Raw genomic sequence first — 26,577 nt, forward strand, 5'->3', positions numbered from 1 at the left:
AGCGGGCTCGGTTGGCCCGGTGATGAGCAAATTTTGCTTGCGGCCGATCCAATCGCCATCGACGAGCTTGGCAAAGAAAGCGCGATCGATGCCGCGCGGAGCGCGCAGATCGACATCTTCGACGATTGCGGTCTGCCGTAGCGAGGCGAACTTCAGGCGCACGGTGAGCCTTTTGTTCTCTCGCTCGGTTGCTTCGCGATCGATCATCAGGCCGAGGCGCTGCTCGAAGGTCAGCGCGGTGACGTCGGGTTGGCGTTGCTGATCATCGAAGGCCTTGGCCATGCCGGCGAGCCCGAGAGCGGCAAGACGTTCGTGGGTGTGGTTGCTGAGCATAAGGTCTCCTTCTTGCTGGTCAGTGGTAGTAGCCGCGGCCGCGGATGTTGCCGTGCTGGATGGGATCGGCGTCGGGGGTGGTGTCGGGAAGGAAGGCCTTGTCCAGGCCGGTTTTGAGGATCGAGGCGATCGACCGATAGCTCGCTGCGCCGATGCTGATACCACGGCGGCATGCGGCCTCGAGACGCTGCGCCCCATAGGTCCTCTCCATCCGCAGGATACCGAGACAGGATCGGAAGCCCTGCTCAGGATGGGGCTTTGTCCGCATGATCGCCTCGCACAGCGCGACCGTGGACGGACCGATCTTCTCGGCAGCGGCCAGCAGACGCGCCGGCGTCCAGAAGGCGTATCGGCGATGCGCGCTCGGCATGTGCTCTGGGATCGTCGTGTGCCGGCGCTTCAAGCCCGAGCGTGCGTGGCTGGCGATGCGGGTGCCGCGATGGAACACCTCGATGGTGGCTTCGGTGGCCCGCACCTCGACGACCTGGCGGATCAGGCGGGATGGTACCGAGTAGAAGTGTCCCTGAACTTCGACGTGGTAATCTGGCGCCACGCGCGCGCGGCGCCATTCGGCGTACTGATAGGGCTCGGCTGGCAGCGGCATCAGGGCCGGACGATCGATGGTGTCGAAGAACTCACGGCGACTGGCACCGAGCTTGCGCATCAGGCGGGCATTGAGGTCGTCGACCAAGATGCGGATCGCGACGTTCAACTCGGCGAGCGAGAAGAAACGCCGATTGCGCAGCCGCGCCAAAATCCATCGCTGAACGATGAGAACCGCCGCCTCGACCTTGGCCTTGTCGCGCGGCTTGCGCGGCCGCGCCGGCATGATGGTGGTGCCGTAATGGGCCGCGAGATCCTGGTAGGTCCGGTTGACCCCCGGCTCGTAGCGGCTCGCCGTCGTGACCCCGGCCTTCAGATTGTCGCAGACGAGCGCCTTCGGCACCCCGCCCAGGAAGGTAAGCGCATCCACATGGGCGCCGATCCAGTCGGGCAACGCCTCGCTGAACCGAGCTTGGACGAATGTGTAATTCGACGCTCCCATGACGGCGACGAAGATCTTGGCGGCGCGAACCTCCCCGGTGAGCCCGTCGAACACCGGCACGGTATCGCCGGCGAAGTCCACGAACAGCTTCTCGCCGGCCGCGTGGGTCTGTCGCATGGTCGCCGTAATCCCGTGTCGCCATTCGACGTAGAGGTCGCAGAACCGGCTGTAGCCGTAGCCGTCGGGATGATGGCCGCGGTATTCCTCCCACAGCAGCGCCAGCGTTACGCTGCGGCGGCGCAACTCGGCATGGACATGCCCCCAATCCGGAAGCGGCTTCGATCGCGGTGGGTTGTAGCCGGCCGGCGCGAACAGCTTGCGCTCCAGCGCGGTGTCGTCGAGCTCCTCCGGTATCGGCCAGGTGATGCCGACCACCGCGGCGCGGCGGACATACTCCGCGATCGCCGTGCGACCGATCCCGACCGATCGAGAGGTCACCCGATCGCTCGTCCCACAGGAATACTTCAGGCGTAGAACTTCTCGAATCTTCCGCATCGGCAATCTCTCGGCGGGCATCGGACCTCCCATTGCGTGAACCGCAAAAGGAGGGACCTTGCCCCGTTCAGATTGCCGACAACGCCCCCCGTCTCACCCTATCAACAGGGTGGCCGCCTTCCGTCGGATTGGGTGGCCGCTTTCGATCGGAATCGGTGGCCGCCTTCCGTCGGAATCGGTGGCCGCTTTGCCTCGGATTCCGCAACCGGGGCCGTTCGGTTTTCATCATTGTTCATAGTTTTCGCCGGTGGGCCGGAGGCAATTCGTCTGCCGCCATTTTGCGCCCCGACGTATCGACCAGAATGGCGTCAGAGCGCGAAGCGCCGATCGAGCTGGACCGGCGCCAGACTTGGTCCCGCCGGCGGGGGCTCGCTTCTGGTGAAGCTTTCCAGCGAGCGCCACGAAGTCCGTGAGCAAGGAATTACAGTCAAAGCGGCATCTCTCTCGCAGAAGCTTCAGCGTCTACATCGATTCCTGCCCATGAGGCTCTTGCAGAGACACTTATGCGTACGTTCGATCAACGGACCCGTGTACCTGCTTCGAACGGCGGCGCGGGGAGAAAGCTCGAGCGAGACTTTCGAAATCCGCCGGGGGCAAGGGGCGTCCGAACAAATAGCCCTGGTAGTTGAGTTGTCCATGTTGCGCCAGGAAAGCATATTGCTCCTCCGTTTCGACACCTTCTGCGATGACTGCGAGGCCAAGGCTCTTGCTAAGCGCAATGATCATCTGGGCTATGGCAGCATCATTCGGATCGACCAAGACGTCCTTGACGAAGCTGCGGTCGATCTTGAGCTGATCAAGCGGCAAGCGCTTAAGATATGAGAGCGACGAGTAGCCGGTTCCGAAATCATCGAGGCTGAATCCGATGCCAATTGCTTTCAATCTGTCCATCTTCGCGATCACGTCATCGACGTTGCTGACCAACGTGCTTTCGGTGAGTTCGATTTTGAGGCGGTGGGGGTTGGCACCGGTTTGCTCGACCATCGCGCGGACCTCTTCGACAAAAGTCTTCTGACGCATCTGGAGGGCGCTGACATTGATCGCGACGGTGAGGCGTTCGGTTGCTGGATCGGTCGACCAGCGAGCCAGCTGATGGCAAGCGGTTTTCAACATCAGCGCGCCGAGCGGGAGGATGAGACCGGTGCTTTCTGCTACCGGAATGAACTCGCTGGGAGAAATCATGCCTTTTTGCGCGTGCGGCCAGCGTGCCAGCGCTTCTGCCCCCAGCAATCTTCCTTCATGATCTACTTGCGGCTGGTAATGCAGTAAAAGCCTTTCCTGCTTAAGGTCTTCTCGTAGATCGGCCTCGAGGGCAGCCCGTGCTGTAATCATGGTCTGCATGGCCGGGTCAAAGAACCGGAGCCCATTTCGGCCCGCGGTTTTTGCATCGTACATCGCGAGATCGGCCCGCTTCAGCAATTCGTCAATGTTGCGGTCCTCAGGCGAGATCAAGGTCACGCCAATGCTTGGTGTACAGGGATACTCATACGTATCGAGTTGAAAGGCGTTGGTGAAGGCTCCAAGAATCTTTTCGCCTATGGCTTCGGTCTGCAAGGCAGCGGCCTTTGCCTTCTGTGTCCCGAGATTGGCGAGAAGAACGACAAATTCGTCGCCGCCGAAGCGGGCAACGGTGTCATCGGTTCGGACACAATGAGAGATGCGCTGAGCCGCGCTTTTGAGCAGCATATCGCCCATGTGGTGACCCAGTGAGTCGTTCAACGTCTTGAAATTGTCGAGGTCAATGAACAACAGGGCGCCGTAGGAACTGCTGCGAACATTAGCATTGAGCGCCTGGCGCACGCGGTCGATCAGCAGGACGCGGTTCGGCAGGCCTGTCAGCTGGTCAAAATAAGCAAGCTCCTGGATCTTTTCCTCGGCGTGTTTGAGTTTCGAAATATCATAATATGAACCGATGTAATTAGTGACATCACCTGTTTCGTTTTTCACGGCGGATATGGTCAGCCAGCGCGCACAATGTTCTCCGCTCTTGGTCCTCAGACTCATTTCCCCTTGCCAGCCGCCAGTAAGTCGTACGGAATTCCACATACCGCGGTAGAATTCGGCATCGCGCCTATGGGACCGGAACAGTCTCGCTGTTTGTCTCACCAATTCTTCCGCCGTATAGCCGGTCAAGCTAACAAAGGCGCGGTTGGCACTGAGGATTACGCCCTTGGTGTCGGTGACGATCATGCCTTCCTGTGCATTGAACGCAGCGGCGGCTATGCGCAGTTCAGAGTTCGACTTGTCCAGCGCTTCGCTCTGCCGGTGCAGATCGGCCTCGATGGCTTCGCGACGCCTGATCTCTTGCGAGAGAGCCAGATTATTTTCGGCCAGCTCCGCTCGGTGGCGATTGGACTCGACGAACTTGATTTGTAGCCGCGCCGCATTTTGACGCATTCGCTCGAAGCCGATCGCCAGCACGAATAACACGATCGCGAACAGGCCGAGGTAAAAAACGGAGGCGGGTGAAAGCGTGCCGCCGTAAAGTTCATCCTCGCTGGCCAGCCGTAGGACGGAAAGTCGGGTGCCCGCAACTGGCGAGCGAAGTGCGAGATATCCCTTCAGTTCGGGAGCGTTGAGATTTGACAAAGCCTGTATGCGGCCGGACGGAAGCGCGGCCAGCGAGGAGGCTTGGGCTACAACGGCCGAGTGCTCCCGCTCAATCGGAAGCAGCACCTCGCCGTCGTCTCCCAGGAGGAATTCGCGCGGCTGTCCGAGGTCGTTGGTAGACACCAGTGAGGAAAGTAGATTGAGGCTGCTTACGGTCTCGACTTTTCCCCTTGTCTTGGCCTTCTGAATGACCGGTGCGCTGGCCATAATCAGGCGACGCTTGTCATCAATCTGTACGCTTGGTTCGGTCAGATTATTACGTGCCAGCGAAGATGTTGCCGCGCTGGACGAACCGACATCAACTTGCGGAGCGCCGTCGCGATCGAAGAAAGCCAAGCGCAGATAGGTGGCTTGGCCCTGATATTTCTCCTGGTCCAGGGTCGCCTGAAAGCGGAGCTCGATTGCGGCCAAATTGGCGAACAGTCCGTATTTGATGGACATTCCGAGATCGAGATTGCTGAAATAGTTGGAAATGTCCTCGCTGGCGGCAAGTCGCGCCGCGGCTTGCCGGCGTTCAGTCAAAAAATCGTTGATCTCGGTGGCGCGCGCTTCACCGATCGACACCAGACGCGCATCGGCGTTTTGCCGCAGTTCCACTTGCGACGTGTAGAGATTGCCAATCAGAAAAAGCATCGACAGCAGAAACGCCGCTGCTGCTACCAGAGGCCAGCGCAGAGCCAAGGATCGACTGAATCTGATCAGCGAAGCTACCATCAATGCGTTTTCGCGAAGTATTCCGGAAAGAATCGTCGGATGCCGGGATAATATTTGTCCACCAGTCGGTCATAGACGCCGGAGGCCTTGATCTCGCTCAAATATGCGTTGAATTCATTGCGCAACGCTGGCGCGTCCTTCGGAAACGCGGTTGCCAGCATCTGCCTGTCGGAGATCGGCCCCAGAATCTTGATCTTGCCGGCCCATTTGCGCAGATCAAGGATGGCATCCGGTACGTCAAGCAGCGTCAGTTCGGCTTCCTTGTTGAGCATGGCCGGAACCATCTCGTTCAGGTTCGCGCTCTTGTTGTAAGTCTTTAAGTCAATCCCGACGTTGACCAAACCATAATTGGACGGATCCAGGCAGGTGCGCTCCATCACGAGCACGCTCTTGGATCCGATGGCCTTGCGGGTATTGACGATATCGGCCGCGAGATCGGCGCCGTCCTCGATCGGCTGAAGATCAGACTCGGCAGGTGCCACCAATAAAACCTGGGACGGAAGAGTCGGCTCGGAATATAGAAGGATCGCCTCACGCCACGGCAGAACGGTGAAGCCGCTCGATATCACGTCGCCTTTGATTGGATAGTCACCTGCCAGGGTGACTTGGCCGTTTTTGCGAACCACATCCTTGCCGAGCAGGTCGCGGATCACCGAATAAAAATCCGAGTAGACAAGCTTGTAGGACACGCCAATTCGTTTGGCGAAACCCTGCATCAGCTCGACGTCTAAACCATCGCCTGCGCCGGTCACAAAGTTGGCGTAGCGGATGCCGATATGGCGGATTTCGCCACGCTGCTTGATCTCTGCAAGATCAGCTGCCCAGCTTGAGGTCATGAAAAGGAAGGCCATGGCGCCGCTTAGCGACCCAAGGACGAAGCGTTTCGGGAACATGGAAGGCGCTCTTTTTTAGGTCAGTAGAAGCGCCTGCAATCTACACGTGCGAACTTAAGAAAGGATGGCAGAATACAATAAAGTAGCGTTCAATTTTCGAAAAAATGCAGTTTATCCGGAAAGGATTGATTACAGACCAGATGCTGAGTGCAGCGAAAGATTATTTGATCCGGGCGAGCTTTTCAATTTCTTGACGTCGTTCAGCACCGAGCGCCAGGGACCTATCGCACTCAACAGCGTGCTTAAGGTTAATAAGATCAAGTATCCGGAAAACTGCTGCCAATGCAGCGTTTCGCCGGACAATAGGTGGTGCCCCTGCTGTCCTATTTGCGCATAGAACAGGACTAGCGGTGCGCCGCCCAACATACTGGTCGTCAGGTACTGAAGGGGTGAGACGTCAAAGACCGCGGCAATGACATTCACCAGTGGTGCGGGCACGAGCGGCGAGAGACGCAGTCCAAGCAAGGTCAACCAGAGCCTGACAGCCGATTTTTGATTCGATGGAGCGCTCGGACGTTGAATCTGCTTCCGGTAAAATAGAAACGCGCTCAAACCACCAAAGGCGCTGCCGAGCAGCACGGTGGCGCCTCCAATCAATCCGTCCATGTAAAAACCGGCCGCTAGGCAAATCATTGGCATGGAGGGAAAGGCCAGAAATGCAAGGGCGGCGGATGTAACCAAAAACACCAGCGCGGTGGCAAGCGGATGCGCGTGGGCCGTCGTTTCAACGCCGGGAAACACGTGCCAAACAGCCTCTCTCGACACAGGTGATGCAAAATATGCCAGCGTCAGAAACACGACGGCTGCCACATAGACGATCAATGGCTGGCGACCCCGCATCGGCTATCCCAAACTGGATAGAAGAGAGGGCATGTAGTCAAAGCTGTTGTAGGTATTCCAGAAAAGAACTCTCTTATTCTTCAGCGCTCCCGCTTGAGACATGGTGAGCAAGGATCGCCAAGCCTTCAAAGTAAAAACGGGATCAAGGCTGAGTCCCGCCTCCTTCAACTCGTTCGCCCATGCGAGGTCGGTGTCTTCGACCAAGCCGTATCCTGGCTGCCAGCTGGTGGAATCCGGCAAGAATATCTCGTCTTGCATCACGCGAAGAACATCGGGAGAGTTGCCGGGAAAGCGGATTTTTTGCAGCCAGTCCACCGTGCTGCGAGCAAGCTTGGCAACATTCCCCTCCACAAATGGCAAGGAGGGTTGCCGGTTGACAAGCCAACGCGTCAGATATGATTTGTCCTGATCGGCCACTCCCACGACCTTGGTCTTCCATCCCATTAAATGGACGCCGAGGAGAAGGCCCAAAACCGTCGAGCCGCTACCCATGGCGACAAAAATGACATCAGGCGGTGCATTCCAGGCCTGAGCGGCGTCAAGAAAGTGCGCCAACTCGGCAATAGCGTTCATATGTCCCAACACGCTCACTTCATTCGAGCCGCCTGGCGGAACGAGCAAATCCGTATCCGGATGCAACCAGCTTTTGGCGTATTCCTGGGACGCCTCGCCCGCCAATTCGAGATCGTTCTTGGCTATGGCAACGTGTTCAGCGAGACCGCGCAAAATCGCCAGTCGCGCTATGTCCGTGACGGCTCCTGGAACCTCGAAGAGCACCAAGTCCAGGGCACAATTCAAAGGCTGTCCGTCACCGGTCAAATCGGCCACACGATTAGCCAGGGCAAATTGCAGGGCATGATTGCTGGAGATCGCGCCGATTGTCCCTAAACGCTTGGCGCCGGACCACTTGAGGTTTGGAAGCACAAACTCGTATTTGCGCGCCTTGTTGCCAAAGACGGGATGACGCGTACTGCTCTCATTCATCACCAAAAGATCAGAGCAGTCTATTTGCCGCGTCACCGAAGAAGGCAACTGCAACAGCTGACTATTTTCCCGTATAAATACGGGCGTCCAAGGAATGATGGCGCGCGCCCCAGGCTGTCTCAGGAAAACCGAGTTGCCGGGTTCGCCTTGGCGAATGAGACCGGCAAAAGAATCTCCGCTGGAAAGCGTGTTGGCGATGAAAGGGGCCCCTTCGGCATCGGGGTCCAGCAACGCAGGAAAGAGTCTGCCAAGCGCCAAGGATTGCGATTTCAAGGCAGCGGAGGAGGGAGCCAAGCCAGCTAGGTCGGCCGCCTGCGGAAGCGTCAGCATCGAGGAGCGGCGCTGATGCGTGCCGACCGCGCTCAGCGCGGCACCTCCGCTTAACGCGATACCTCCCAAAAGGGCCGCTTGCATGAAGTTCCGGCGAGAGAGGTCCATTGCAACGATCTGAAAGACACTGAATGCTAATCGGTCGCGTCAGGTTAATCCTTTTTTAACCGTATTCCAATGCGCACGGGCGCTCGGGGGAGAAATAACTCTAAGGTTGATTAATGGGGGCGCGTTGAAGGCGCGTGCTCAGGATTAGACCAGCCCAACCGAAGTTGGCGGCGCGCTCGAGGCGGCCATATTTCTGTTTTGGCCCAACGACTTCGCGGTGACCTCGATGAACGATTTATGCGGCCGGTCGCCAGAACCTATCAGTTAACACCGGCAGCAAAGGCGGCGCTCCATCTCGAACTCGGGCGCAGATCCGGACATCAAGCTGCAGATCTGGGACAATTTTGAAGCGGTGACGCTCGCGCCTGGCCCAAACTGGCTTTGGCGCCAAACGACCTTGTCCAATGGCCCGTATGGTACATCGGCATAGAAAGTCTGGAGAATTTTTCACGCGCGAAGTCCAGCCGCGCACCTAAGGACCGACCGTGCGCGTGACGAGTTCACCTTCGCAGCAGGTGAGCCCTTCGGCCGCGTCGGCGCTCGCGCCACTACAGCGAACTACTTCCGGTCGTCTTTCAACGGAATCGGCCAGGACGCAGAACAGACTCGTGCACCGCAATTGAGACAGGTCAACCGGCCAAAATGGTTTGGCAGATTACCTTTGGCTTATACGTGGTAAAACGACCTTGAACTCTGTGAATTGTCCAGGCTCCGTCTCAAGCTCGATGCTGCCACCGTGTTGCTTTACGACAATGTCATGGCTCATCGACAGGCCAAGCCCGGTGCCTTCCCCGGAAGGCTTTGTAGTGAAGAACGGGTTGAATATTTTCTGTCTAATTTCTTCCGGGATTCCGGTGCCGTTATCGCGAATGCGTATTTCGACTTTATCTCCCAAGTTCTTTGTCGTAGCGGAAAGCATCGGCTCGAAGCCGTCACCGGCTTCCACTCTGCGCTTCGCCGCGGCGTAGAACCCGTTTGCTATCAGATTGAGCATGACCCGCGTGATCTCTTGCGGATAGATATCAGCCATCCCGACGGACGGGTCGAGATCGCGATGCAAGGCGATGCTGAAGCCTGCCTTTTCTGCTCGAGCACCGTGATAAGCCAAGTTCAGGCTCTCATCTACTATGGCATTGATATCAGCAAGACGATGCTCGCCGGACCCCTCACGGGAGTGCTGCAGCATGTTTTTCACAATGGAATCGGCGCGTTTGCCGTGCTGAACAACCTTTTCGAGGTTGTCTTTCAGCGTCCTGGTCAATTCATCGACTTCCGCACGGAGGTTGTCGGTCAGCGTGGCGGATTTGAGCACGTCATTCAACTCGTCGGTCAGTTCCGCCGAAAGGGCCGAGAAGTTGTTGACGAAGTTGAGAGGGTTCTTGATCTCGTGTGCGATACCGGCGGTAAGCTGGCCGAGCGAGGCCAGCTTCTCGGTCTGCACTAGACGATCCTGCGCGGTTCGCAGATCGTCCAGGGAAGCTGCGAGTTCTTTGGTTCGCGCCTGAACCTCGTCGAACAGCCGCACGTTTTCGATGGCAATCACGGCCTGATCGGCAAAAGTTGTGACCAATTCGACCTGCTTGTCTGTAAAGGGCCGCATTGTTCGGCGCAGCAGCACGAGTGCGCCAACCGGATTGCCTTCGCGGAGAAGGGGGACTCCGAGAAATGTTCGCGGATTGCCGCTTAGTTTCTGCGCTTCCGAAAACGCGTAATCGGGATCGGCAAGCACGTCGGGCACATGAATCACCTTTCCTTCGAGCAGCGTTCGGCCGGTAATGGTCGCGCGTTCGGGCTTGACGGGAATGTCCTTTACGTAATCCATGAACTCAGGCGTGAAGCCGTATGACCCGGCGCGGAAATATTCGTCCCCTTTCTGGCGCGTGATCGCGGCCATATCCGCCTCGCACAATCGAGCCGCAGACTCGACGAGCGTGTCCAGCACGGTTTGCAAGTCGAAGGCAGAGCGGCTGATGACCTTGAGCACATCGGCGGTCGCAGTCTGCTGCTGGAGCGACTCTCGCAGATCCTCGGTGCTCGCGCGCAGCTCACGAAGCAACCTCGTGTTTTCGATAGCGATCACTGCTTGGGCCGCGAACTGTTTCAGGAGCGAAATTTGCTTCTCCGAAAAACGCGCCGACTCCTGGCGAAAGATCATGAAGTTGCCGACCAGCTGATCGTTCTTTAGGAGCGGAACGGCAAGAACACTTCGCGCCCCTCCTAGATCGACCAGCGCGCGCCGGTTGGGTTCGCCTCTGAGATAGGCATCCGACTCGCGAAGATCGGAAATTTCTACAATCGGTTCGCCCCGCAAGAGGCGGGCCGGCGCCGTGCCGGGTCCGTACTCCAATGGCCGGTCGCGCCGGTATTCATCATAGGCGGAAGGCAGCCCACGCGTGGCAGCGGTATGGAATAGCTCGCCGTCGAATGTATTGAGCACGCCGAAATCGGCAGCGCAAAGGCCCATCGCCTTGTCGAGCATCGCATCGAAGACGGGTCCTAGGTCGCCGAAAGAACCGCTGATCACGCCGAGAACTTCGGCGGTCGCGGTCTGTTGCTGTAAAGATTCAGAGAGATCGCGAGTTTGTCTCTGCACCTCTTCGAATAGGCGGGCATTCTCAATTGCAATAAGCGCCTGACTGGCAAAGCTTTCCACGAGTGAGATTTGCTCGGCGCTGAACGGCCTAACCTCTTGGCGGTACAAGTTGATGACTCCGACAATATTGTCGTCCCTGATCATCGGGACGTACAGCACCGTCCGCGCACCGCCGAGTTCGACGCCTGCAACCGCATTGGGATTGCCCATCCGATAAGCGTCGCTCTCCCGGGCATCGGGAATATGCGCTGGTTTCCTGGTCGCTCGCATGAGATCAACCGGGGTCGTTGCGCCGCCTGTATGGAGATGCTGCCGACGATACTCGGCCAGTGCAGGAGGGACGCCGATTTCGGCCATGGCCCGCATAGCGCCGTCTTCCATCTTATAGATGAAGCCGCATTGCGCCGCGCAGATGCGCATCGCATTGGCAAGCATCGCCTCGAACACGGGTCCGAGTTTACCGCCAGAGGACGATATAATTTGAAGAACCTCAGCGGTTGCCGCCTGCCGCTCACGTGCTTCAGCCAGTTCGAGGGTAAGGCGGCTAAGTTCGGGCCGCAGATCGGCAGGCGGCTGACCGGTTGGGTCCCGGGTTTCTGCTTGGGTCTTGCGCTTCGTCTTGGGAGCCTTTTCACCCGAGTTGCGCGCACTACTCCGTTCCGAGGGGCCTTGGCTCATATACAGCCTCTGATCTCAGGAGCACGCACTCTATCGGCTTGAGGCGGTGTCCCGGAAGGCAGAAACTCCAAAAAGCGAGAGGAAATGAACGAGCCGATCCGGTGTCCGTTCAGGGTCATAGGACTAAACCGCTCGCGCGGTAGGGCACTGCGGCGGGCGGCACAGCCAAAACGATAGCGCAATAGGGCGTCCTGTCTTGAGATCGAGGGGTTTCGACAACCTCACTCAAGACAGGAGCATCCCCATGACCGATGAGGCCATGAGCCCATTGCGGCGGTGCATGATCGAAGACATGACGATCCGCAAGTTCGCGCCGAAGACCCAACATGACTACGTGCAGAGGGTCAAGAGCTTCGCAGCGTTCCTCGGGCGATCACCCGATACGGCGAGTTTTGAAGATGTGCGCCGCTACCAGCTCCATCTGGCGGCGAGCGGCGTTGGCGTGCCGACCATCAACCAGACCGTTTCGACGTTGCGGTTCTTTTTCCGGGTCACGCTGAAGCGCCACGAGATCGTCGAGCACAATCGCTGAGTCCAAACGTTCCGTGCTCTCCATACAAACCATCGTCAAAGGCAAGGATGGCGTGGCAAGGCTCGGACCCAATGGTTTGGATCAGTTTGCCTCATGGCCTTCGAATATCGAGGAGCTCAGGTTTAGATTGTGTGGTGTGGTATTTTTGCTATAGCCAAGCCATTGAAAGTACAGGTGCCGCCAAACATTAAATCCCCATAGGCGATCGTCCTGATCGTCTGAAGGTTGTTTGACGCGACTAGCTCGATCGCGCGGCATCGTCCTACGTCCCCCCAGCGCGGTTTCCTCCTTTGGAGGCTTTCGGACGCCGGCCCCTCGTGTGCGCGGCAACACCGTCATGGGGCCGGCATCCGAAGCCCTTCACAACAGGCGACATTAGCAGTGTGGCCCGGTCACCCGATCCGTCGTACAATGTCTCGTCAGTTGGGTTGAGAGCCATGGTGCAGGAGGGGCCGGTCAGAGTAGAGCGCAGGTTGTCCGCGATATTGGCGGCCGACGTGGCTGGTTACTCGCGGCTCATGCACAGCGATGAAGAGGCTACGCACGCCAAACTGAAAGTGCTCCTCGCGGGCGGTGTTGAACCCGCGATTGCGGAACACGGCGGCCGCATCGTCAAGAACACCGGCAACGGATTCTTGGCGGAATTTCCCAGCGCTGTCGAAGCAGTTCGGGCTGCTATGCAGTTCCAGACTCGCATTCGTGAACTGACCATCGCCGACGTGGAGGACAGGCTTATTGCTTTCCGCGTGGGCATCAATATTGGCGACGTAATTGTCGAACCTCACGATATCTTTGGGGACGGCGTGAACATTGCCGCTCGTCTTGAGAGCATTACAGAACCGGGCGGTATCTGCATCTCGTCCGCCGTCTATGATCATGTCCGCGGCAAGGTCGCTGTTGAATTTGCTGACCTGGGTGAGCAGAACCTTAAAAATATTGCCCGCCCGGTCCGGGCCTACGCTGTCGTCCGGATGGGCCTAGCTCGGCGACAGAGACCGCGCGCGCGGTGCCGGGCCTGCTTTCACCGCCTCATCTTTCCATCGTTGTGCTGCCGTTTGCCAACCTCGGCGGTGATCCTGCGCAAGACTACTTCGTCGATGGTGTAACCGAAAGCTTGACCACTGACTTGTCCCGCATCACCGGCTCATTCGTCATCGCCCGCAACACCGCGTTCACTTTCAAGGGCAAGGCCGTCGATGTGAAACAGGTCGGGCGGGAGTTAAACGTCCGCTATGTGCTCGGAGGCTCAGTGCAGCGAGCTGACAAGCGATTGAGGGTGAACGTGAAGCTAATCGACGCCCGAACCGGCAATCACTTATGGGCAGAGCGGTTCGACAAGCCGGTCGCCGACCTCTTCGATATGCAGGACGAAATCATATCGAGGATTGCCAACACGCTTAGAGCCCAGCTCGTCGCGGCCGAGGCAACACGCGCGGAGCGCACGCTACATCCTGATGCAATGGACTTGGAGTTCCAGGGCAGGGCTTACCTTTACAAGGGGGTAGCCCCCGAACACTTGACGCAAGCACGTGGGTTCTTCGAGCGTGCCCTGGAGCTCGATCCCCGCAACGTCGAAGCAATGGTCGGCATGGCGACTGTCGATGCGACCGTTGGAGCACTGGCTATGACAGACGACGGGACCGCGCGGTTTGCGGCAGCCGAGTCGGCCTCGATCAGAGCACTTTCCCTCGCGCCGAACCACGCTTTAGCCCATCTGACCTTGGGCTGCGTGCAAATGTTTACGAAACGAGCGGATCAAGGCATTGGTGAATTCGAACAGACGTTGGCGCTGGATCGAAATTTTGCCAACGCCCATGCGCTCATCGGGTTTGCCAAGTATTTTCTCGGCCGTGCCGAGGAAACCGAAATACACGTTCAAGAGGCATTCCGCCTTTCTCCTCGCGATACCTTGGCCTCCCGATGGTTGGCGTGGATCGGCTTCGCCAAGATGCAGCTCAACCGTGATGCCGAAGCGGTCGACTGGCTGCGCCGGTGCCTCGACGCAAACCGGAACTACTCCGTCGTGCATTTCTGTCTTGCCGCTGCTTTGGCGCGCCTCGGCGCGCTGGACCAAGCGCGGGTTGCCGTACAAGCAGGAATGACGCTCGATCCGAACTTCAACATCCGCCGCTTCCGCGCCTTCGCCGTGAGCGACCATCCGACGTACCTCGCCGGGCGCGAGCGCATCTATGAAGGCATGCGCCTGGCCGGGGTTCCGCAGGGGTAAGCTCCAGCGGAGAGGGTCATGTCAGCTTCGGGTCTTGGTCGTGTAAAAACACCTTCGCGGGAGGGCGGTGAGAAGCCAGGAACGGTTCGGTCTCAGGCCGCGATCGCGGCCATCAGCGGCTTGGTCCCGACGATGTTCATAGCCCGTGTCAGGATATAGGCCAGGACCGAGAGAGCCATCTCGGCGGCTACTTTCGGAAGCGTTTTGGTGAAGTGTGTCGCTCCCATGCGGGCCTTCATGGTGCCGAACGGATGCTCGACCGTCTCGCGATGCACGCGCATGGCTTGTGCGTTTGCATCAAGGCGCTGCTGCACAGCTTCGAGCAGATGCTCATGCTCTCATCGTGGAATCCGTCGCTCCGGCCCTGTCGTGCATTGCGATTTGAGCGAACATTTTTTGACAGGCTGTGGTCCAGTAGCGCCTTATCCGCTTGCCATCTTCCTCGTTCGTAAAGCGATACGGCAGTTGCTCCCCAGCCGGACAGCGATAGGCGTCTTCCTCCGGCAAATAGACAAAGTCCTGCTTGCCGAAGCGGCCATCCGACTTGGCACCCGACGTCTGCGGCTTGGGCAGAGTCACGATGATGCCGGCCTCGTGGCCGCGAGGATTTCCAGGCTGCTGAAGTAGCTGCGATCGGCAACGCGGTCTTGGGAACAGCCTTCGCCTGCCTGGCCACATTGGCCAGTTGAGCCAGATCCAAGCCGCTGTTCGGTGCTCGGTATCTACGGCGACCTGCACATTGTAGCCAACGACGCCGGAACCGCGCCCGCTCGTCGCCATCGAACGGCTGTCGGGATCGGTCAGTGAGATTTGCTGGTCAGGCGAAGCAAGCATCTGCATCTCGTAAGCGGCAAGCTTGCCCATTTCCTCCTTCAGCTTCGTCAGTTTCTCGGTAAGCCTCGTCGCCTTCGCGGCCAGTGCCTCCGTCGGCTCTTGCCGGTCGGCCGTGTCAGATAGCGCGAGACGCTTTCCTCCAGTTGGGCACGCCGCCGTTCCACCTTCGCCCGCGTGAAATTCTTGTCGCGGTTGTCACGGCTTTGAACTTGCTGCCATCGATGGCAACACTCGCCGTCGCCAGGAGGCCCATCTCACGACAGAGTTCGACGAAGCGCGCACATACCCTGCGCAGCGCTAGGCCATTGTCTTTGCGGAAGTCCGCGATCGTCTTGTGATCCGGTGCGAGCCGACCCAGCAGCCGCATGACCTCGATATTGCGTCCGGCCTCGCGTTCGAGCCGCCGGCTCGACTGCACCCGGTTCAGATAGCCGTAAATGTAAAGCTTGAGGAGAACCGAGGGATGGTACGATGGCCGACCAGTCGCCGCCGGCTCCACTCTCTCAAAGCTCATCGCAGCCAAATCGAGCGCATCGACAAACACGTCGATCACGCGAACAGGGTTGCCCCCGTCAATGAAATCATCGAGGCATTCGGGCAATAGCGTCCACTGCCCACGATCCACCTGCTCAACGAAGCGCCTCATCAGCTTCCCCCGCAGAATCACGAGGGAATCATAGCAAAGCAGAGGCGTTTTCACACAGCCAGGGTCATTCGCGTCGATTTGCTCGCGGCTTCCCGATGTCCGGTCTAGCCTCGACCGCCGACGTGCCGGACACCATGGCGATCTTCGCCTTCGGGCCAAAGGACTAAACCGCTCGCGCGGTAGGGCGCTGCGGCCGGCGGCACAGCCAAGACGATAGCGCAACGGGGCGTCCTGTCTTGAGATTGAGGGGTTTCGACAACCTCACTCAAGACAGGAGCATCCCCAATGACCAAGCAGGGCATCAGCCCGTTGCGCCAGCGCATGATCGAAGACATGGCGATCCGCAAGTTCGTTCCAAAGACCCAACATGACTACGTACAAAGGGTCAAGGATTTCGCGGTGTTCCTCGGCCGCTCTCCCGACACGGCAAAATCGGAAGACGTGCGCGGCTTTCGGCTGCATCTGGCGTCGAGCGGTGCCGGCGCGCCAAAGATCAACGCCACCGTCTCGGCGCTGCGCTTCTTCTTCAATGTGACGCTGGATCGCCCTGACCTCGCCAAGCACCTGTCGTTCATCCGCGAGCCCCGCAAGGTTCCGGTTGTCCTCAGCCCCGAAGAGGTTGCGCGCGTTCTGGAGGCGGCGCCGAGCGTCAAGCACAAGGCGGCGCTCAGTGTCGCCTACGGTGCGGGGCTGCGTGTTTCCGAGGTCGTCTCGCTGAAGGTATCCGATGTCGATTCCGAGCGCATGATGCTGCGCGTCGAGCAAGGCAAAGGCCGCAAGGATCGCCACGCGATGCTCTCTCGGCCATCCAAGTCGCGCGCCTTTACACTGCCAATCAAAAGGACCGCAACTATGGCTACTACGAATTCTCGCGCGGTTGTTTTCATTTTCTCATGCCCTGCAGCGATGGCATCCATTGCTTCCCAATGGAGCATTAGCGCTGGTCCCGGTTGTCTGAACAGAATTTCCGCGTCGATAAGTGGAGCCTCTGCCGGGGTTAGGCTGCCATGCGGAATGGCAGCGGGGTGAAGTAGGCTTGATCCGGCGCGCTGCCGTCACGGCTCGAATGGGGACGCCTGGTCGAGATATCGGCCGATCGAGCTGCGCGCCTCGCCGACGCTGTCATGGGCCCGCAGGTACACCTCCTCGTATTTGATGCTGCGCCAGAGCCGTTCGACGAACACGTTGTCCCGCCATGCGCCCTTACCGTCCATGCTGATTGCGATGCCGTTGTCGGCGAGCGCGCCGGTAAAAGCCTGTCCGGTGAACTGCGCGCCCTGATCCGTGTTGAAGATGTCCGGCTTGCCGTGACGAGCCAAGGCGTCCTCCAGCGTCTCGATGCAGAAGGCTGCTTCCATGGTGATCGACAGCCGCCATGACAGAACACGGCGGGTCGCCCAGTCCAGCACCGCGGCGAGATAAACGAAGCCACTCGCCATCGGGATGTAGATGATGTCCATCGCCCAGACCTGGTTCGGCCGCGTGATCTCCATGCCGCGCAGCAGGTACGGATGGATCTTGTGGCCGGGCTCTGGCCTGGTGGTGCGCGGACGGCGATAGAGCGCCTCTATCCCCATCCGCCGCATCAGCCTCTTCACATGCCGACGGCCGATCTTGCACCCCTCGGCAGCCAGCAGGCCTCTCAGCATGCGCGAACCGGCGAAGGGAAACTCCAGATGCAGCCGGTCGAGACGCCGCATGATCGCGAGATCGGCGTCCGGCACCGGGCGCGACAGGTAATAAACGCTGCCGCGGCTGATCTGCAAAACTTCCGCCTGCCTGGTGATCGACAGATCGTGCTCACGTTCGATCATCGCCTTGCGCTCAGCAATCCCGCCTTGGTGAGCGCTCCTTCTAAAAAAACGTTCTCCAGCGTGAGCTCCCCGTTTGGCATGCAGCGACTTCACATCGATCGCAGGCGTGGCCGGTGCAGCGCCGCCAAGTCCAAAAACTCCGGAAGCGCCACCCTCCAGCTGCGCCTTCCACGCCGTAATCTGATTGGGGTGGACGTCAAACTGCTCGGCAAGCTGAGCTATCGTCCGGTCGCCCTTGACGGCGGCAAGCGCCACCTTCGCCTTGAAGGCCGGTGTGTGGTTCCGGCGTGCATCCATCTCTGGGCGCAAGATAAGGCTCTTCTGCGCCGTCGCCTCGTTGCGTGAGCCCAAGACGACAGCGGGTGTGGTGCCGCGATTCACTGCCACGTGAAGCACGTTTGGCGGGATGTAGATGTAGTCGCCGGGCCGAATAGCATTGGTATGTTCAAGATCATCGCCAGTCCATAACTCAAGCGCATCGCCGCTTATCATGTAGAGCGCCGCCTCATGGTGTTCGTGGACATGAGCTTTGGTGCGTGCGCCGGGTGGCAGCGTCATCAAGCCGAGCCAGACGATCTGCGAGCCCGCCGTCTCGGCACTCACAGAGTACCTCCGACGCCCACGCGGTGTTCTGGCGCGGCCTGACCGCGCCAACCAACATCGATTATCATGGCTGGGCCGTCGTCAAGAAGCCTCCGCCCAGCCGCTGCCAGTGGATACGCGTGAGCGGCGGTTGCTACGTCCGACACTGCGTCTAGTAGAGACGTGCCTTTTCCGGGTGCGAGGGTGGCGGCTGTCACAAAAGAAGTCGGCCCGTCAGGCTCGATTCTCCCTACACCTTCAATGAGCGCGGCTCGACCTGCCGACGCGCGCCGGTATCGCCGTAGCGTTCGGCCGCATTTTTACGGGCTCTCGCCTGCCGCTAATGATTTCGGATTACCTTCAGAAACCAAGGAATGCCCGCGCTAGTAGGGTTAACGAACGATTACCGGATGACAATCTCATTGAGAATGATTTAAGGTACCGACAGTTGGCTGCAAATTTACCTGTCAACCTCGTAAATTTGAATGCCGACATTGCTGCTAGTAAATCAGTCTTAGTAAGAGGGAATTTGTACAATGTTGAATTGCTACATCAAGACCACCGAAGCCCTGAAGCAGCTGCGCACGGACTCGAACGGCGTTGTGTCGTTCGAGTACGTGATCGTCGCCGCTTGCATCGTCGGCGCCGTTGCTGCGGCGTTCGGCACGACTGGTGCCGGTGGCATCCAGGCTGCGCTGACGGCTGCGATCACAAAGATCACGGCCGCGGTAACCGCAGCCGCCTAATCGGCCGCCTGCATCCGAGAGGCTTCCTCTGGACCCGTTTGCAACCCGACGCCGTTGGCAGCTTTTTCTGCCAGCGGCGCACCAGAACTATTCGCATCATTCATTCTCGAAGCAAGGATTTGCCCCGATGTTGAAGTATTACATCAAAGCGAAAGTAGCCTTGGCACTTCTGCGCACGGACAAGGACGGCGTTGTGTCGTTCGAGTACGTGATCGTCGCCGCCTGCATCGTCGGCGCCGTTGCCGCTGCGTTCGGCACGGACGCTACAACCGGCATCGGCGCGGCGCTCGCGACTGCGATCGGCAAGATCACCGCCGCTGTCACTGCTGCCGCTTGACGCAGATGACCGTCTGACGACGGGGCATTGCAGCGTGCTCCCGTCTCGTCTGAGGCAGAATTTTCATGAGCTGGATTGCGTCCACGACCTCGTGTCTGGAAATCGCATTGTTGCTGTATGTCGCAACGATCGATATCGCGACGCGACTGATCCGAAACGAAATCTGTCTGGCGCTGGCGCTCCTTGGGATCGCTGGTCAATTGGCCAGCCCGATGCAGATCGGCCAGTCGCTGATCGTCGCCGCAATCCTGTTTCTGGTGCTCTTCGTGATCTATCAGCGCGGAATGATCGGCGGCGGCGATGTCAAATTGCTGGTTGCCTTGGCGATCGGTTTGCCCTTGACCGGCGTGATTGAGCTGTTGACGGCAACTGCATTGGCCGGCGGCGCTTTAGCCGTGGTGCATCTGACGATGCGACGCCTGCCACATCCGAAGCTGGCGCCGGCCGGATCGTCGCTCGTGCGCCGCGTCTACGCGATAGAGCGTTGGCGTCATTTGCGACATGCACCGCTGCCTTACGGCGTTGCGATTGCATGCGGCGGTATCTGGACCATTTTGAGCAAAGGATTATGACATGTCGTCCGCATTGCGTGTCTCCATCATCATGGTGCTGTTGCTTGCGGCTACGGCGCTCGGGCTCATCGCCTATAACGTGAACCAGGCGAAAGACCCGGTTGTTGCGGAGGTGGTCGCGGAAAAGCGGCCGGCGTCGCCAGCGACCGTCGGTTACTTTGTTACGACACGAGCGCTTTCGAAGGGAACATTGGCGCGAGACGAGGATTTCGCAGTACGCCAGGCGGCGCCGAACCGTGTCCCCGCAGGGGCGATCCTCGAAACGCCTGATTCCAAGGCCGGACTTCCAGGTTCTCTGGTTCGCAAGTTCGTCGAAGCCGGCAGCCCCATTACCCTGGAGGACATCCTGCGTCCGAAGGATCGTGGCTTCCTCGCCAGCGTTCTGGCGCCGGACAGCCGCGCGATCAGCATCAAGGTCGATGAGGAGACCGGTGTCTCGGGGTTGATCAGGCCGGGCGACAACGTTGACGTGGTGCTGACCCAGGTCTTCGAGAAGGCGAATCTGGCGCGGAGGGCGGTGAGCGAAACAGTTCTGTCCAATGTGCGTGTGATCGCGATCGATCAGGAAATTGCGCAGGGCGGGCGGCCCGTCAGCAATGCCGTCGTGGGCAAGACTGCGCAAACCGTCTCGCTGGAGCTCAAGCCGGATCAGGTCAAGAAGGTCTCCGTCGCAAAGCAGCTTGGAACGCTCTCGCTCGTCATCCGGGCTGCGGTCGAGCAGTGGGACAAGGCCGACACGGGTGCGACATCGAGCTGCGATGTGTCGCCCGAACTGGCTCGCCAAAGTGCCGTTGCCGGCCAGAGCACGATGGTCGCGATCTACACGGGCAGCGAAGTCAAGCAATACTCGGTCAGGAAGCAGGATCTCGACGACGACGCCCTTGCGAACTGCGACGGCTCGCCGGAGGCTGACCGTCAGACGACAGCAGTTGTGGGTGACGCCAGCAAGGGGCCGGAGAAACGTTAATGAGTGTCATGGCAGTGGTGGAATCGCCCGAAGAGACGACGTCCGTTCTCACGCGTAACCGCATCGTTTGCTTCGTGAACGACGAGTTGAGCGCTGCGGCCCTTCGCAAGGGCCTCGAAGGCAGCAACCTGGTAATCCGGCGTGGCACCATCCGGCATGCGACGCGTATGCTTGAGACCGACACGGACCTGACCGCGCTGGTGACCGACATCAGCGGGATCGATGATCCGTTCACTGAACTGGAACGTCTGGCGAGCGTCTGCCCGCCCGATGTCCGGGTGTGCCTGATCGGCGACAACAGGGAGATCAACTTCTACCGGGAACTGATGGAGACCGGCGTTACAGAGTATCTTCCAACGCCGATCACCCGGGATATGGTGCTGGACCAACTCCGCCCGAAACTGCTTGGCGACGTCGCGCCAGCTCATAATGACCGCGGCGGGCATGTGGTGTCGATTTGCGGTGCACAGGGCGGCGCCGGAGCTACCAGCATCGCCATCAACCTCGCGCTGCAACTGGCCGAGACCACCAAGGCCAAGGTGGCGCTGCTCGACCTCCATCTGCAGGGCGGCGAGACCGCGGTGATGCTCGGTGTTCGCCCAGGACCTGGGCTGCGCATTGCCCTAGAAAATCCGATGCGGGCCGACACGCTGTTCCTCGAACGGGCGGCGATCGAGGTGAACGATCGGGTTTTCCTGATTTCGGGCGACGAAGACCTCGATGCCAAGCTCGATATCACCGAGGCGGGCGTGCGGCACGTGCTGGGCCTGCTCCGTCAGCGGTTCAACTACGTCGTCGTCGATGTGCCGGTGCCGTTCCCGGCATCGATCTATCCGGTCATTACGATGTCCCGTCATGTGCTGGTTCTGCTGGAAGCGGAGGTAACCGGTTTGCGCAATGCCCATGCGCTGCGCAACGCCGTCACCAACATCGCAGGCAAGGATCGGGTCTTTACTCTGCTCAATCGCGCAAATCGCGCCGGCGGCCTGCCCAGGGCGACGATCGTCAAGGCGCTTGGTGCGGAGCCGGACATGGTGATCCCCGATCTCGGCAAGGGCATGACCCAGGCCGTCAACCTCGGGATTCCGGCTCTCAAGCATGTATCCGCACTGCGGCGTCACCTCGCTCCGATCGTCCGGGAAATCACCGGTGTTGGCTCCAAGCAAAAGGGGCGGTGGCGGAAATGGCTCGGGCTATGAAAAAGTTCGGCAGGCGCGCAGACGACACACCACTACGTTTGCCCACACTGATGGCGGGGGCGCCGACGGTGGCGCCCGGCGAGCCGCCGGTGCTGCTCGCCACATCGCCAACTGCGCCAGGCGCGGCGGCATCGGCGCCGAATGCGGAGCCTCCCCCGCTACCCACATCAATGCCGAAGTGCGAGGAACCTCTGGCACATCTTCCGGCGATGTCGGCGTCGTTGCGCGAGCGGGTTATCGAGCAGATCGAGCCGGCGGCAGCCGCGTCGGTCTCGCGCGAGGTCCTTCGGCGGCAGATCGAGGAAATCATTCACGGCATCGCCAACCAGGAACGGCTGGAACTGTCAGGTCGCGAGCAGCTGCTGTTGGCGGAAGAAATAGCGGATGACATGACCGGCTACGGGCCGCTTCGTCCGCTTCTGCTCGATCAGACCATCAACGACATCATGATCAACGGGCCGAGCAACGTCTACGTCGAACGGAGCGGCAAGCTGGAGCGGATCGCGGTGCGGTTTCGTGACAACGAACATATTGCCGCGGTCGCGCAAAAGATTGCTGCGCAGGTCGGCCGGCGCGTCGACGAATCCAGCCCGATGGTGGATTGCCGCCTGCCGGACGGCAGCCGCGTCAACATCATCCTGCCGCCGCTGGCCATCCACAGTCCCTGCATCTCGATCCGAAAATTTCCAAGCCGGCGATTGAACATCAGTGGAATGATCGCGAACGGATCGATGACCCCCGCTCTCGGGCAGCTGTTGGAAATTGCCTCTCGCTGCCGGCTCAATGTTCTGGTCTCCGGCGGCACGGGGTCGGGCAAGACGACACTGCTGAACGCCCTTAGCCAGTTCATCGACCACAGCGAACGCATCGTCACGATCGAGGACGCCGCTGAGCTGCAACTGCAGCAACCGCACGTGATCAGCCTGGAGACGCGGCCGCCCAGCCTCGAGGGTACAGGGCAGGTCACGCAGCGCGATCTGTTGTGGAACGCCCTGCGTATGCGCCCGGATCGCATCGTTGTGGGCGAGGTGCGCGGCGCCGAAGCATTCGACATGCTGCAGGCGATGAACACCGGCCATGATGGATCGATCTCGACGGTACATGCCAACAGTGCGCGCGATGCGCTGACGCGCGTCGAGAACATGGTGCAGATGGGCCAGGTCAATCTGCCATCGCGCGCAATCCGCGCACAGATCGTCGCCGCCCTGGATATCATCGTGCAGGTCGAACGCATGCGGGACGGACAGCGTCGGATCATCCAGATCACCGAGGTGATCGGCCTGGAAGGGGAGGTGATCACCACCAACGACATCGCGCTGTTCGAGTACAAGGACGAGGACGTTCACGGCCGGATATCGGGCACCTATCGGTCCACCCAGGCAGTCCCGAAATTCAAAAGTCGCCTCACCTATTACGGGCTTGAGCGGGCCTGGGCCGAAGGGATGAGGCAGATCTGATGTCGACGGCCCTGATCATCGTTCTGGCGCTTCTGTTGTGTGCGACGATCACCACGCTGTGGCTCGACTCGCGACAGCGGCGGATGGAGCGCCAGATCGAGATTGCCCTGCCGACGTCCGAAGCGGCAACCTTGGTGTCCATCCGTCGCGCGGCCAAGGCCTCGCGTTGGGATATGCTCCATCGCATCGTCAATTATCAGGCCGACATCGTTTACGTTTTGCATCCGGCCTATGTGTTTCTGGCCGGCGCGTTGGCCGCAGGTCTGCTCGTTTACGCCAATCATCGCTTGCTGGAATGGTCAGCGTCCGTGGTGTCGATCATTGCTGCTGGCGTGGCCCTGCTGGCGGTGCGGGGCGTGTTCGGATGGCAGCGAAGTCGTTTCATCAATCAGGTCTTCCGCCAGCTTCCCGACGCAATCCAGTTGGTAACCAGCACCGTTCGGTCGGGATTGCCGGTCAACGAAGCCTTTCGCGCCATCGCGCGGGAGATGCCGGAGCCAACATCCGGCCAGTTCAAGATCGTCTGCAGCGAGTTGGCAATGGGGACGGCTCCGGAAGAGGCTGTCGAAGGAATCTATCAGCGAACGCTGGTTCCCGAATACGCCATGTTTGCAGTAACACTCGCGGTCCAATTGAGGGCAGGGGGCAGCCTGGCGGAGACCCTGCAGATACTGGCCGACACTGTAAGCCAACGGGTTGCGTTGGCTGCGCGCGCGAAGGCCCTGGCCGGAGAGGTCATCTTCTCTTCGCGTGCGCTTTCACTATCGCCGTTCATCATTGGCGGATTGCTGTACGCGATCAATCCGCAGTCGATCGATCTGCTGTTCTATGACCCGACTGGAAACGTGCTGCTGGCCTACGCGCTCGGATCGGTCGTCGTCGGACACTTCGTGATACGCTGGATGATCAAGCGGGAGACGGCCCTATGACTGCTGTCTTCGGTTTTGCGGCCCTTGCCACAGTCGTTGCGGCCGCAATGTTCATTCTGATCATTCGCGAGGTGCATATTCGCGCGCTGGATACGCGGGTGTCGAACGCAGTGCTGGGCATCCCCGACCGCGCGAGCTCCTCGCAGGATCTGATCGGCTGGCTTTCCTCGATCGGCGCTCGCTACAAGCGCTTCTACGCGGAGGAAAATCTGGAGCAGCTCCGGACGATCATTCAGGCGGCGGGTTACAACCATTATCGAACTTTGCCGATCTGGATCGGCGTCAAAGCGGTCAGCATGTTCCTGTTTCCGCTGGCGGCGTTTTTTGCAGCGCAGCTTCTCGGGAAGTCATTCCTGGAAGTGATGACCTTCACGCTGCTCGGGGTGGTGGTCGGGATCATGGGGCCACGTCTGATCCTTCTGTTCCTGAAAAGGCGCTTCGATGCGGCCATTCGCCTGGGGACACCGGATACCATCGATCTGCTCGTTGTTTGCAGCGAGGCGGGAATGGGCCTCGAGGGCGGGCTCGAGCGTGTGGCAGAGGAGATGAAGCAAACCAATCCGGAGATGGCCCAGGTATTGCGCGGATTGCTCGATGATCTGCGGATATTGCCGAACCGCACGGAAGCTTTCGAGAAGCTGGGCAGCAAGTCGGAAGGGCTCCGCCGCTTTGGAACGGTGATCGCGCAAAGCCTGCAGTACGGAACGCCGCTCGGGACGGCGCTGCGCGGTATCGCTGTCGACCTTCGTCGCGAGCGCATCACCAAGCTGGAGGCGCGGGCGCACAAGCTGGGCGCCAAGCTGACCATTCCGATGGTGCTGTTCATGCTTCCGGCCATGTTCGTCATTCTGGGCGCGAGCCCGTTTTTGCATCTCACTCGTGCGTTCAAGTAGGTCATTTATGAGCATCATGACTTTATCGGATAGGTCGGGTTACGAACGGGCCATGCAGACGCTCGGCGGCATTTGGTTCATGCTGCTGGCGCTTTGTTTCGCCATCAAGATCGGATCGCACTCCGAGCCCTGGCCGTCACTTTTGTCGAGCCTTTGTCTCGCCAGCTTCTATGTGCTGCTCGGGTTGCTGGTCATGACCCGGGCACCGGCCAAGGCGCACGCGGATGGTTGGCTGCCAAGAATAGCGGCATTTGTCGGCACCTACATGCCATGGGCGATCGGCTTCTTTGGTGAGACCGACGAGGCGTTGCCAAACCTTGCGTCCACGGTTTGCGTGTTGACCGGCATGATCATGATGCTCCTCACGATCAGGCACCTTGGCAAGTCGTTCAGCCTGGTGCCGCAGGCGCGGTCCGTGGTGCAAACCGGTCCGTACCGATGGATCAAGCACCCGCTCTATCTGGCGGAGCAGATCGCGATATTCGGCGTGGTGCTCAAGGTCCTTTCGCCGCTGACGGTGACGCTGTTCGTGCTGCACATCGGCGTTCAAGTATGTCGAATCTACTACGAAGAAGATCTGCTCCGGCGCAATTGTCCGGAATATTCGGGTTACGAGGCGTCGCGCTGGAGGTTGATACCTTATGTTTGGTGATCTGCCGGGAACGGCAGAATTGTCGCGGACATTCGCTAGCGAGGTAACGGTCTAACCGTATTGTGAAGGTGCTAACGTGCTGTCTTATTTGCATCGCCGGAAAGGGCTTGTGAGCCGCAAACGTTCTCTGGTCGCTGATCAGCGCGGCGCCGTCGCGTTCGAGATGCCGTTCGTCTACCTTTTCCTGCTGATGGTAATCCTTCTGCCGCTTGCTGATCTTGCCGTCGCCGGCTACCAGTACGTTTCGGCGCTCGCGGCGTTACGCGCGTTCGGGCAATCCATCCTTTATTCGCCGCCACCCGACGTTACGAACGCGTCCAGTTGGGCGTCGACCGCACTCGCCAAGGCCGATAGCCGCTTTCCGATCCCCAGCATTGCGCTAATTTGCGGCGACAGCAATGCTGTCTGCGCGTCAGGAAACTCCGATCCTTCGCTGGCGAAGTATTATGTGTACTCAACAACGATCACGTTGGCGCCGATCGTGCTGACGTCCGCGTTGTGCACGAGCACCAGCGGTAATGCCTGTTCGTTCACACTGACTTACTCAGAGCGGTTTCAATAGGATGT

General features: G+C 59.6%; 22 protein-coding genes and 2 pseudogenes. 14 read left to right on the forward strand and 10 right to left on the reverse strand.

Annotated elements, in window-relative coordinates; all coding sequences use genetic code 11:
* The 7 genes from FXB38_RS40935 to FXB38_RS40965 all read right to left on the reverse strand — a co-directional run.
* Nucleotides 1-333 (reverse strand): ATP-binding protein (locus tag FXB38_RS40935; RefSeq protein WP_187435507.1); only part of this gene is annotated, 333 nt, incomplete at its 3' end.
* A gap of 19 nt (nt 334-352) precedes the next feature.
* Nucleotides 353-1,894 carry an IS21 family transposase gene (gene istA, locus FXB38_RS40940; protein WP_148756549.1) on the reverse strand — a complete coding sequence of 514 codons (1,542 nt, stop codon included), beginning with the start codon at nt 1,892-1,894 and terminating at the stop codon, nt 353-355.
* A 480-nt stretch (nt 1,895-2,374) separates the two neighbouring features.
* Nucleotides 2,375-5,197: a putative bifunctional diguanylate cyclase/phosphodiesterase gene (locus FXB38_RS40945; RefSeq protein ID WP_148756550.1), complete on the reverse strand. Its 2,823-nt coding sequence runs from the start codon at nt 5,195-5,197 to the stop codon at nt 2,375-2,377.
* Nucleotides 5,197-6,090, reverse strand: a complete 894-nt coding sequence (locus FXB38_RS40950) for a transporter substrate-binding domain-containing protein (protein WP_148756551.1) — start codon at nt 6,088-6,090, stop codon at nt 5,197-5,199. The genes FXB38_RS40945 and FXB38_RS40950 overlap by 1 nt, the downstream gene beginning before the upstream one ends.
* A gap of 129 nt (nt 6,091-6,219) precedes the next feature.
* Nucleotides 6,220-6,930: a VTT domain-containing protein gene (locus tag FXB38_RS40955; protein WP_148756552.1), complete on the reverse strand. Its 711-nt coding sequence runs from the start codon at nt 6,928-6,930 to the stop codon at nt 6,220-6,222.
* A gap of 3 nt (nt 6,931-6,933) precedes the next feature.
* Entirely contained in the window at nt 6,934-8,328 is a 1,395-nt protein-coding gene (locus tag FXB38_RS40960; RefSeq protein WP_187435508.1) for a pyridoxal-phosphate dependent enzyme, read from the reverse strand.
* A gap of 679 nt (nt 8,329-9,007) precedes the next feature.
* A complete protein-coding gene (locus tag FXB38_RS40965) occupies nt 9,008-11,623 on the reverse strand; it encodes a GAF domain-containing protein (RefSeq protein WP_148756554.1) in 2,616 nt (871 codons plus the stop codon).
* Nucleotides 11,624-11,867: 244 nt separating this feature from the next.
* Between FXB38_RS40965 and FXB38_RS40970 the strand changes: the two genes are divergently transcribed.
* From FXB38_RS40970 to FXB38_RS40980, 3 genes are all read left to right on the forward strand, one after another.
* On the forward strand, nt 11,868-12,155 hold the full coding sequence (locus tag FXB38_RS40970; protein WP_246230604.1) for a phage integrase N-terminal SAM-like domain-containing protein: 288 nt from the start codon (nt 11,868-11,870) through the stop codon (nt 12,153-12,155).
* 437 nt (nt 12,156-12,592) lie between these two features.
* On the forward strand, nt 12,593-13,261 hold the full coding sequence (locus FXB38_RS44990) for an adenylate/guanylate cyclase domain-containing protein (protein WP_347340272.1): 669 nt from the start codon (nt 12,593-12,595) through the stop codon (nt 13,259-13,261).
* The gene (locus FXB38_RS40980; protein ID WP_347340273.1) at nt 13,162-14,382 is read left to right on the forward strand and encodes a tetratricopeptide repeat protein; all 1,221 of its coding nucleotides are present in this window, start codon (nt 13,162-13,164) and stop codon (nt 14,380-14,382) included. Before FXB38_RS44990 ends, FXB38_RS40980 begins: the two co-directional genes overlap by 100 nt.
* 92 nt (nt 14,383-14,474) lie before the next feature.
* Here FXB38_RS40980 and FXB38_RS40985 read toward each other — a convergent pair.
* Nucleotides 14,475-15,862, reverse strand: a pseudogene (locus tag FXB38_RS40985) (IS1182 family transposase).
* Nucleotides 15,863-16,147: 285 nt separating this feature from the next.
* Between FXB38_RS40985 and FXB38_RS40990 the strand changes: the two are divergent.
* Entirely contained in the window at nt 16,148-16,891 is a 744-nt protein-coding gene (locus FXB38_RS40990) for a tyrosine-type recombinase/integrase (protein ID WP_148756555.1), read from the forward strand.
* Here the strand turns inward: FXB38_RS40990 and FXB38_RS40995 are convergent.
* Nucleotides 16,860-17,973 (reverse strand): IS3 family transposase gene (locus FXB38_RS40995; protein WP_430640219.1). Its coding sequence is split into 2 segments (ribosomal slippage): nt 16,860-16,937 and nt 16,939-17,973, totalling 1,113 coding nucleotides; the frame shifts between segments, so codons are not numbered across the junction. The genes FXB38_RS40990 and FXB38_RS40995 overlap by 32 nt on opposite strands.
* A 57-nt stretch (nt 17,974-18,030) precedes the next feature.
* Nucleotides 18,031-18,234, reverse strand: a pseudogene (locus tag FXB38_RS44390) (cupin domain-containing protein); the annotation flags it as partial.
* Between the two features lie 560 nt (nt 18,235-18,794).
* On the opposite strand from FXB38_RS44390, the gene FXB38_RS41005 reads away from it, so the two are divergent.
* From FXB38_RS41005 to FXB38_RS41050, 10 genes are all read left to right on the forward strand, one after another.
* On the forward strand, nt 18,795-19,004 hold the full coding sequence (locus tag FXB38_RS41005; RefSeq protein WP_148756556.1) for a hypothetical protein: 210 nt from the start codon (nt 18,795-18,797) through the stop codon (nt 19,002-19,004).
* 127 nt (nt 19,005-19,131) lie between these two features.
* Nucleotides 19,132-19,341, forward strand: a complete 210-nt coding sequence (locus tag FXB38_RS41010; RefSeq protein ID WP_148756557.1) for a hypothetical protein — start codon at nt 19,132-19,134, stop codon at nt 19,339-19,341.
* 65 nt (nt 19,342-19,406) lie between these two features.
* Nucleotides 19,407-19,913, forward strand: coding sequence for an A24 family peptidase (locus FXB38_RS41015; protein ID WP_148756558.1), 507 nt, complete (start codon nt 19,407-19,409; stop codon nt 19,911-19,913).
* A gap of 31 nt (nt 19,914-19,944) precedes the next feature.
* Nucleotides 19,945-20,880, forward strand: coding sequence for a Flp pilus assembly protein CpaB (gene cpaB / locus FXB38_RS41020; RefSeq protein WP_246230605.1), 936 nt, complete (start codon nt 19,945-19,947; stop codon nt 20,878-20,880).
* Nucleotides 20,880-22,079 (forward strand): CpaE/TadZ family protein, encoded by a 1,200-nt coding sequence (locus tag FXB38_RS41025; RefSeq protein ID WP_148756560.1) that lies wholly within the window; start codon nt 20,880-20,882, stop codon nt 22,077-22,079. The genes cpaB and FXB38_RS41025 overlap by 1 nt, the downstream gene beginning before the upstream one ends.
* On the forward strand, nt 22,076-23,536 hold the full coding sequence (locus FXB38_RS41030; protein WP_187435509.1) for a TadA family conjugal transfer-associated ATPase: 1,461 nt from the start codon (nt 22,076-22,078) through the stop codon (nt 23,534-23,536). Before FXB38_RS41025 ends, FXB38_RS41030 begins: the two co-directional genes overlap by 4 nt.
* On the forward strand, nt 23,536-24,465 hold the full coding sequence (locus FXB38_RS41035) for a type II secretion system F family protein (RefSeq protein WP_148756561.1): 930 nt from the start codon (nt 23,536-23,538) through the stop codon (nt 24,463-24,465). Before FXB38_RS41030 ends, FXB38_RS41035 begins: the two co-directional genes overlap by 1 nt.
* A gap of 47 nt (nt 24,466-24,512) precedes the next feature.
* Nucleotides 24,513-25,358, forward strand: a complete 846-nt coding sequence (locus FXB38_RS41040) for a type II secretion system F family protein (protein WP_246230606.1) — start codon at nt 24,513-24,515, stop codon at nt 25,356-25,358.
* 52 nt (nt 25,359-25,410) lie between these two features.
* A complete protein-coding gene (locus FXB38_RS41045; protein WP_246230607.1) occupies nt 25,411-26,010 on the forward strand; it encodes a methyltransferase family protein in 600 nt (199 codons plus the stop codon).
* 109 nt (nt 26,011-26,119) lie between these two features.
* A complete protein-coding gene (locus FXB38_RS41050) occupies nt 26,120-26,572 on the forward strand; it encodes a hypothetical protein (RefSeq protein ID WP_246230608.1) in 453 nt (150 codons plus the stop codon).
* Nucleotides 26,573-26,577 lie beyond the last annotated feature (5 nt).

This window comes from Bradyrhizobium cytisi (assembly GCF_008123515.1).
GTDB classification, from domain to species: Bacteria; Pseudomonadota; Alphaproteobacteria; order Rhizobiales; family Xanthobacteraceae; genus Bradyrhizobium; species Bradyrhizobium cytisi.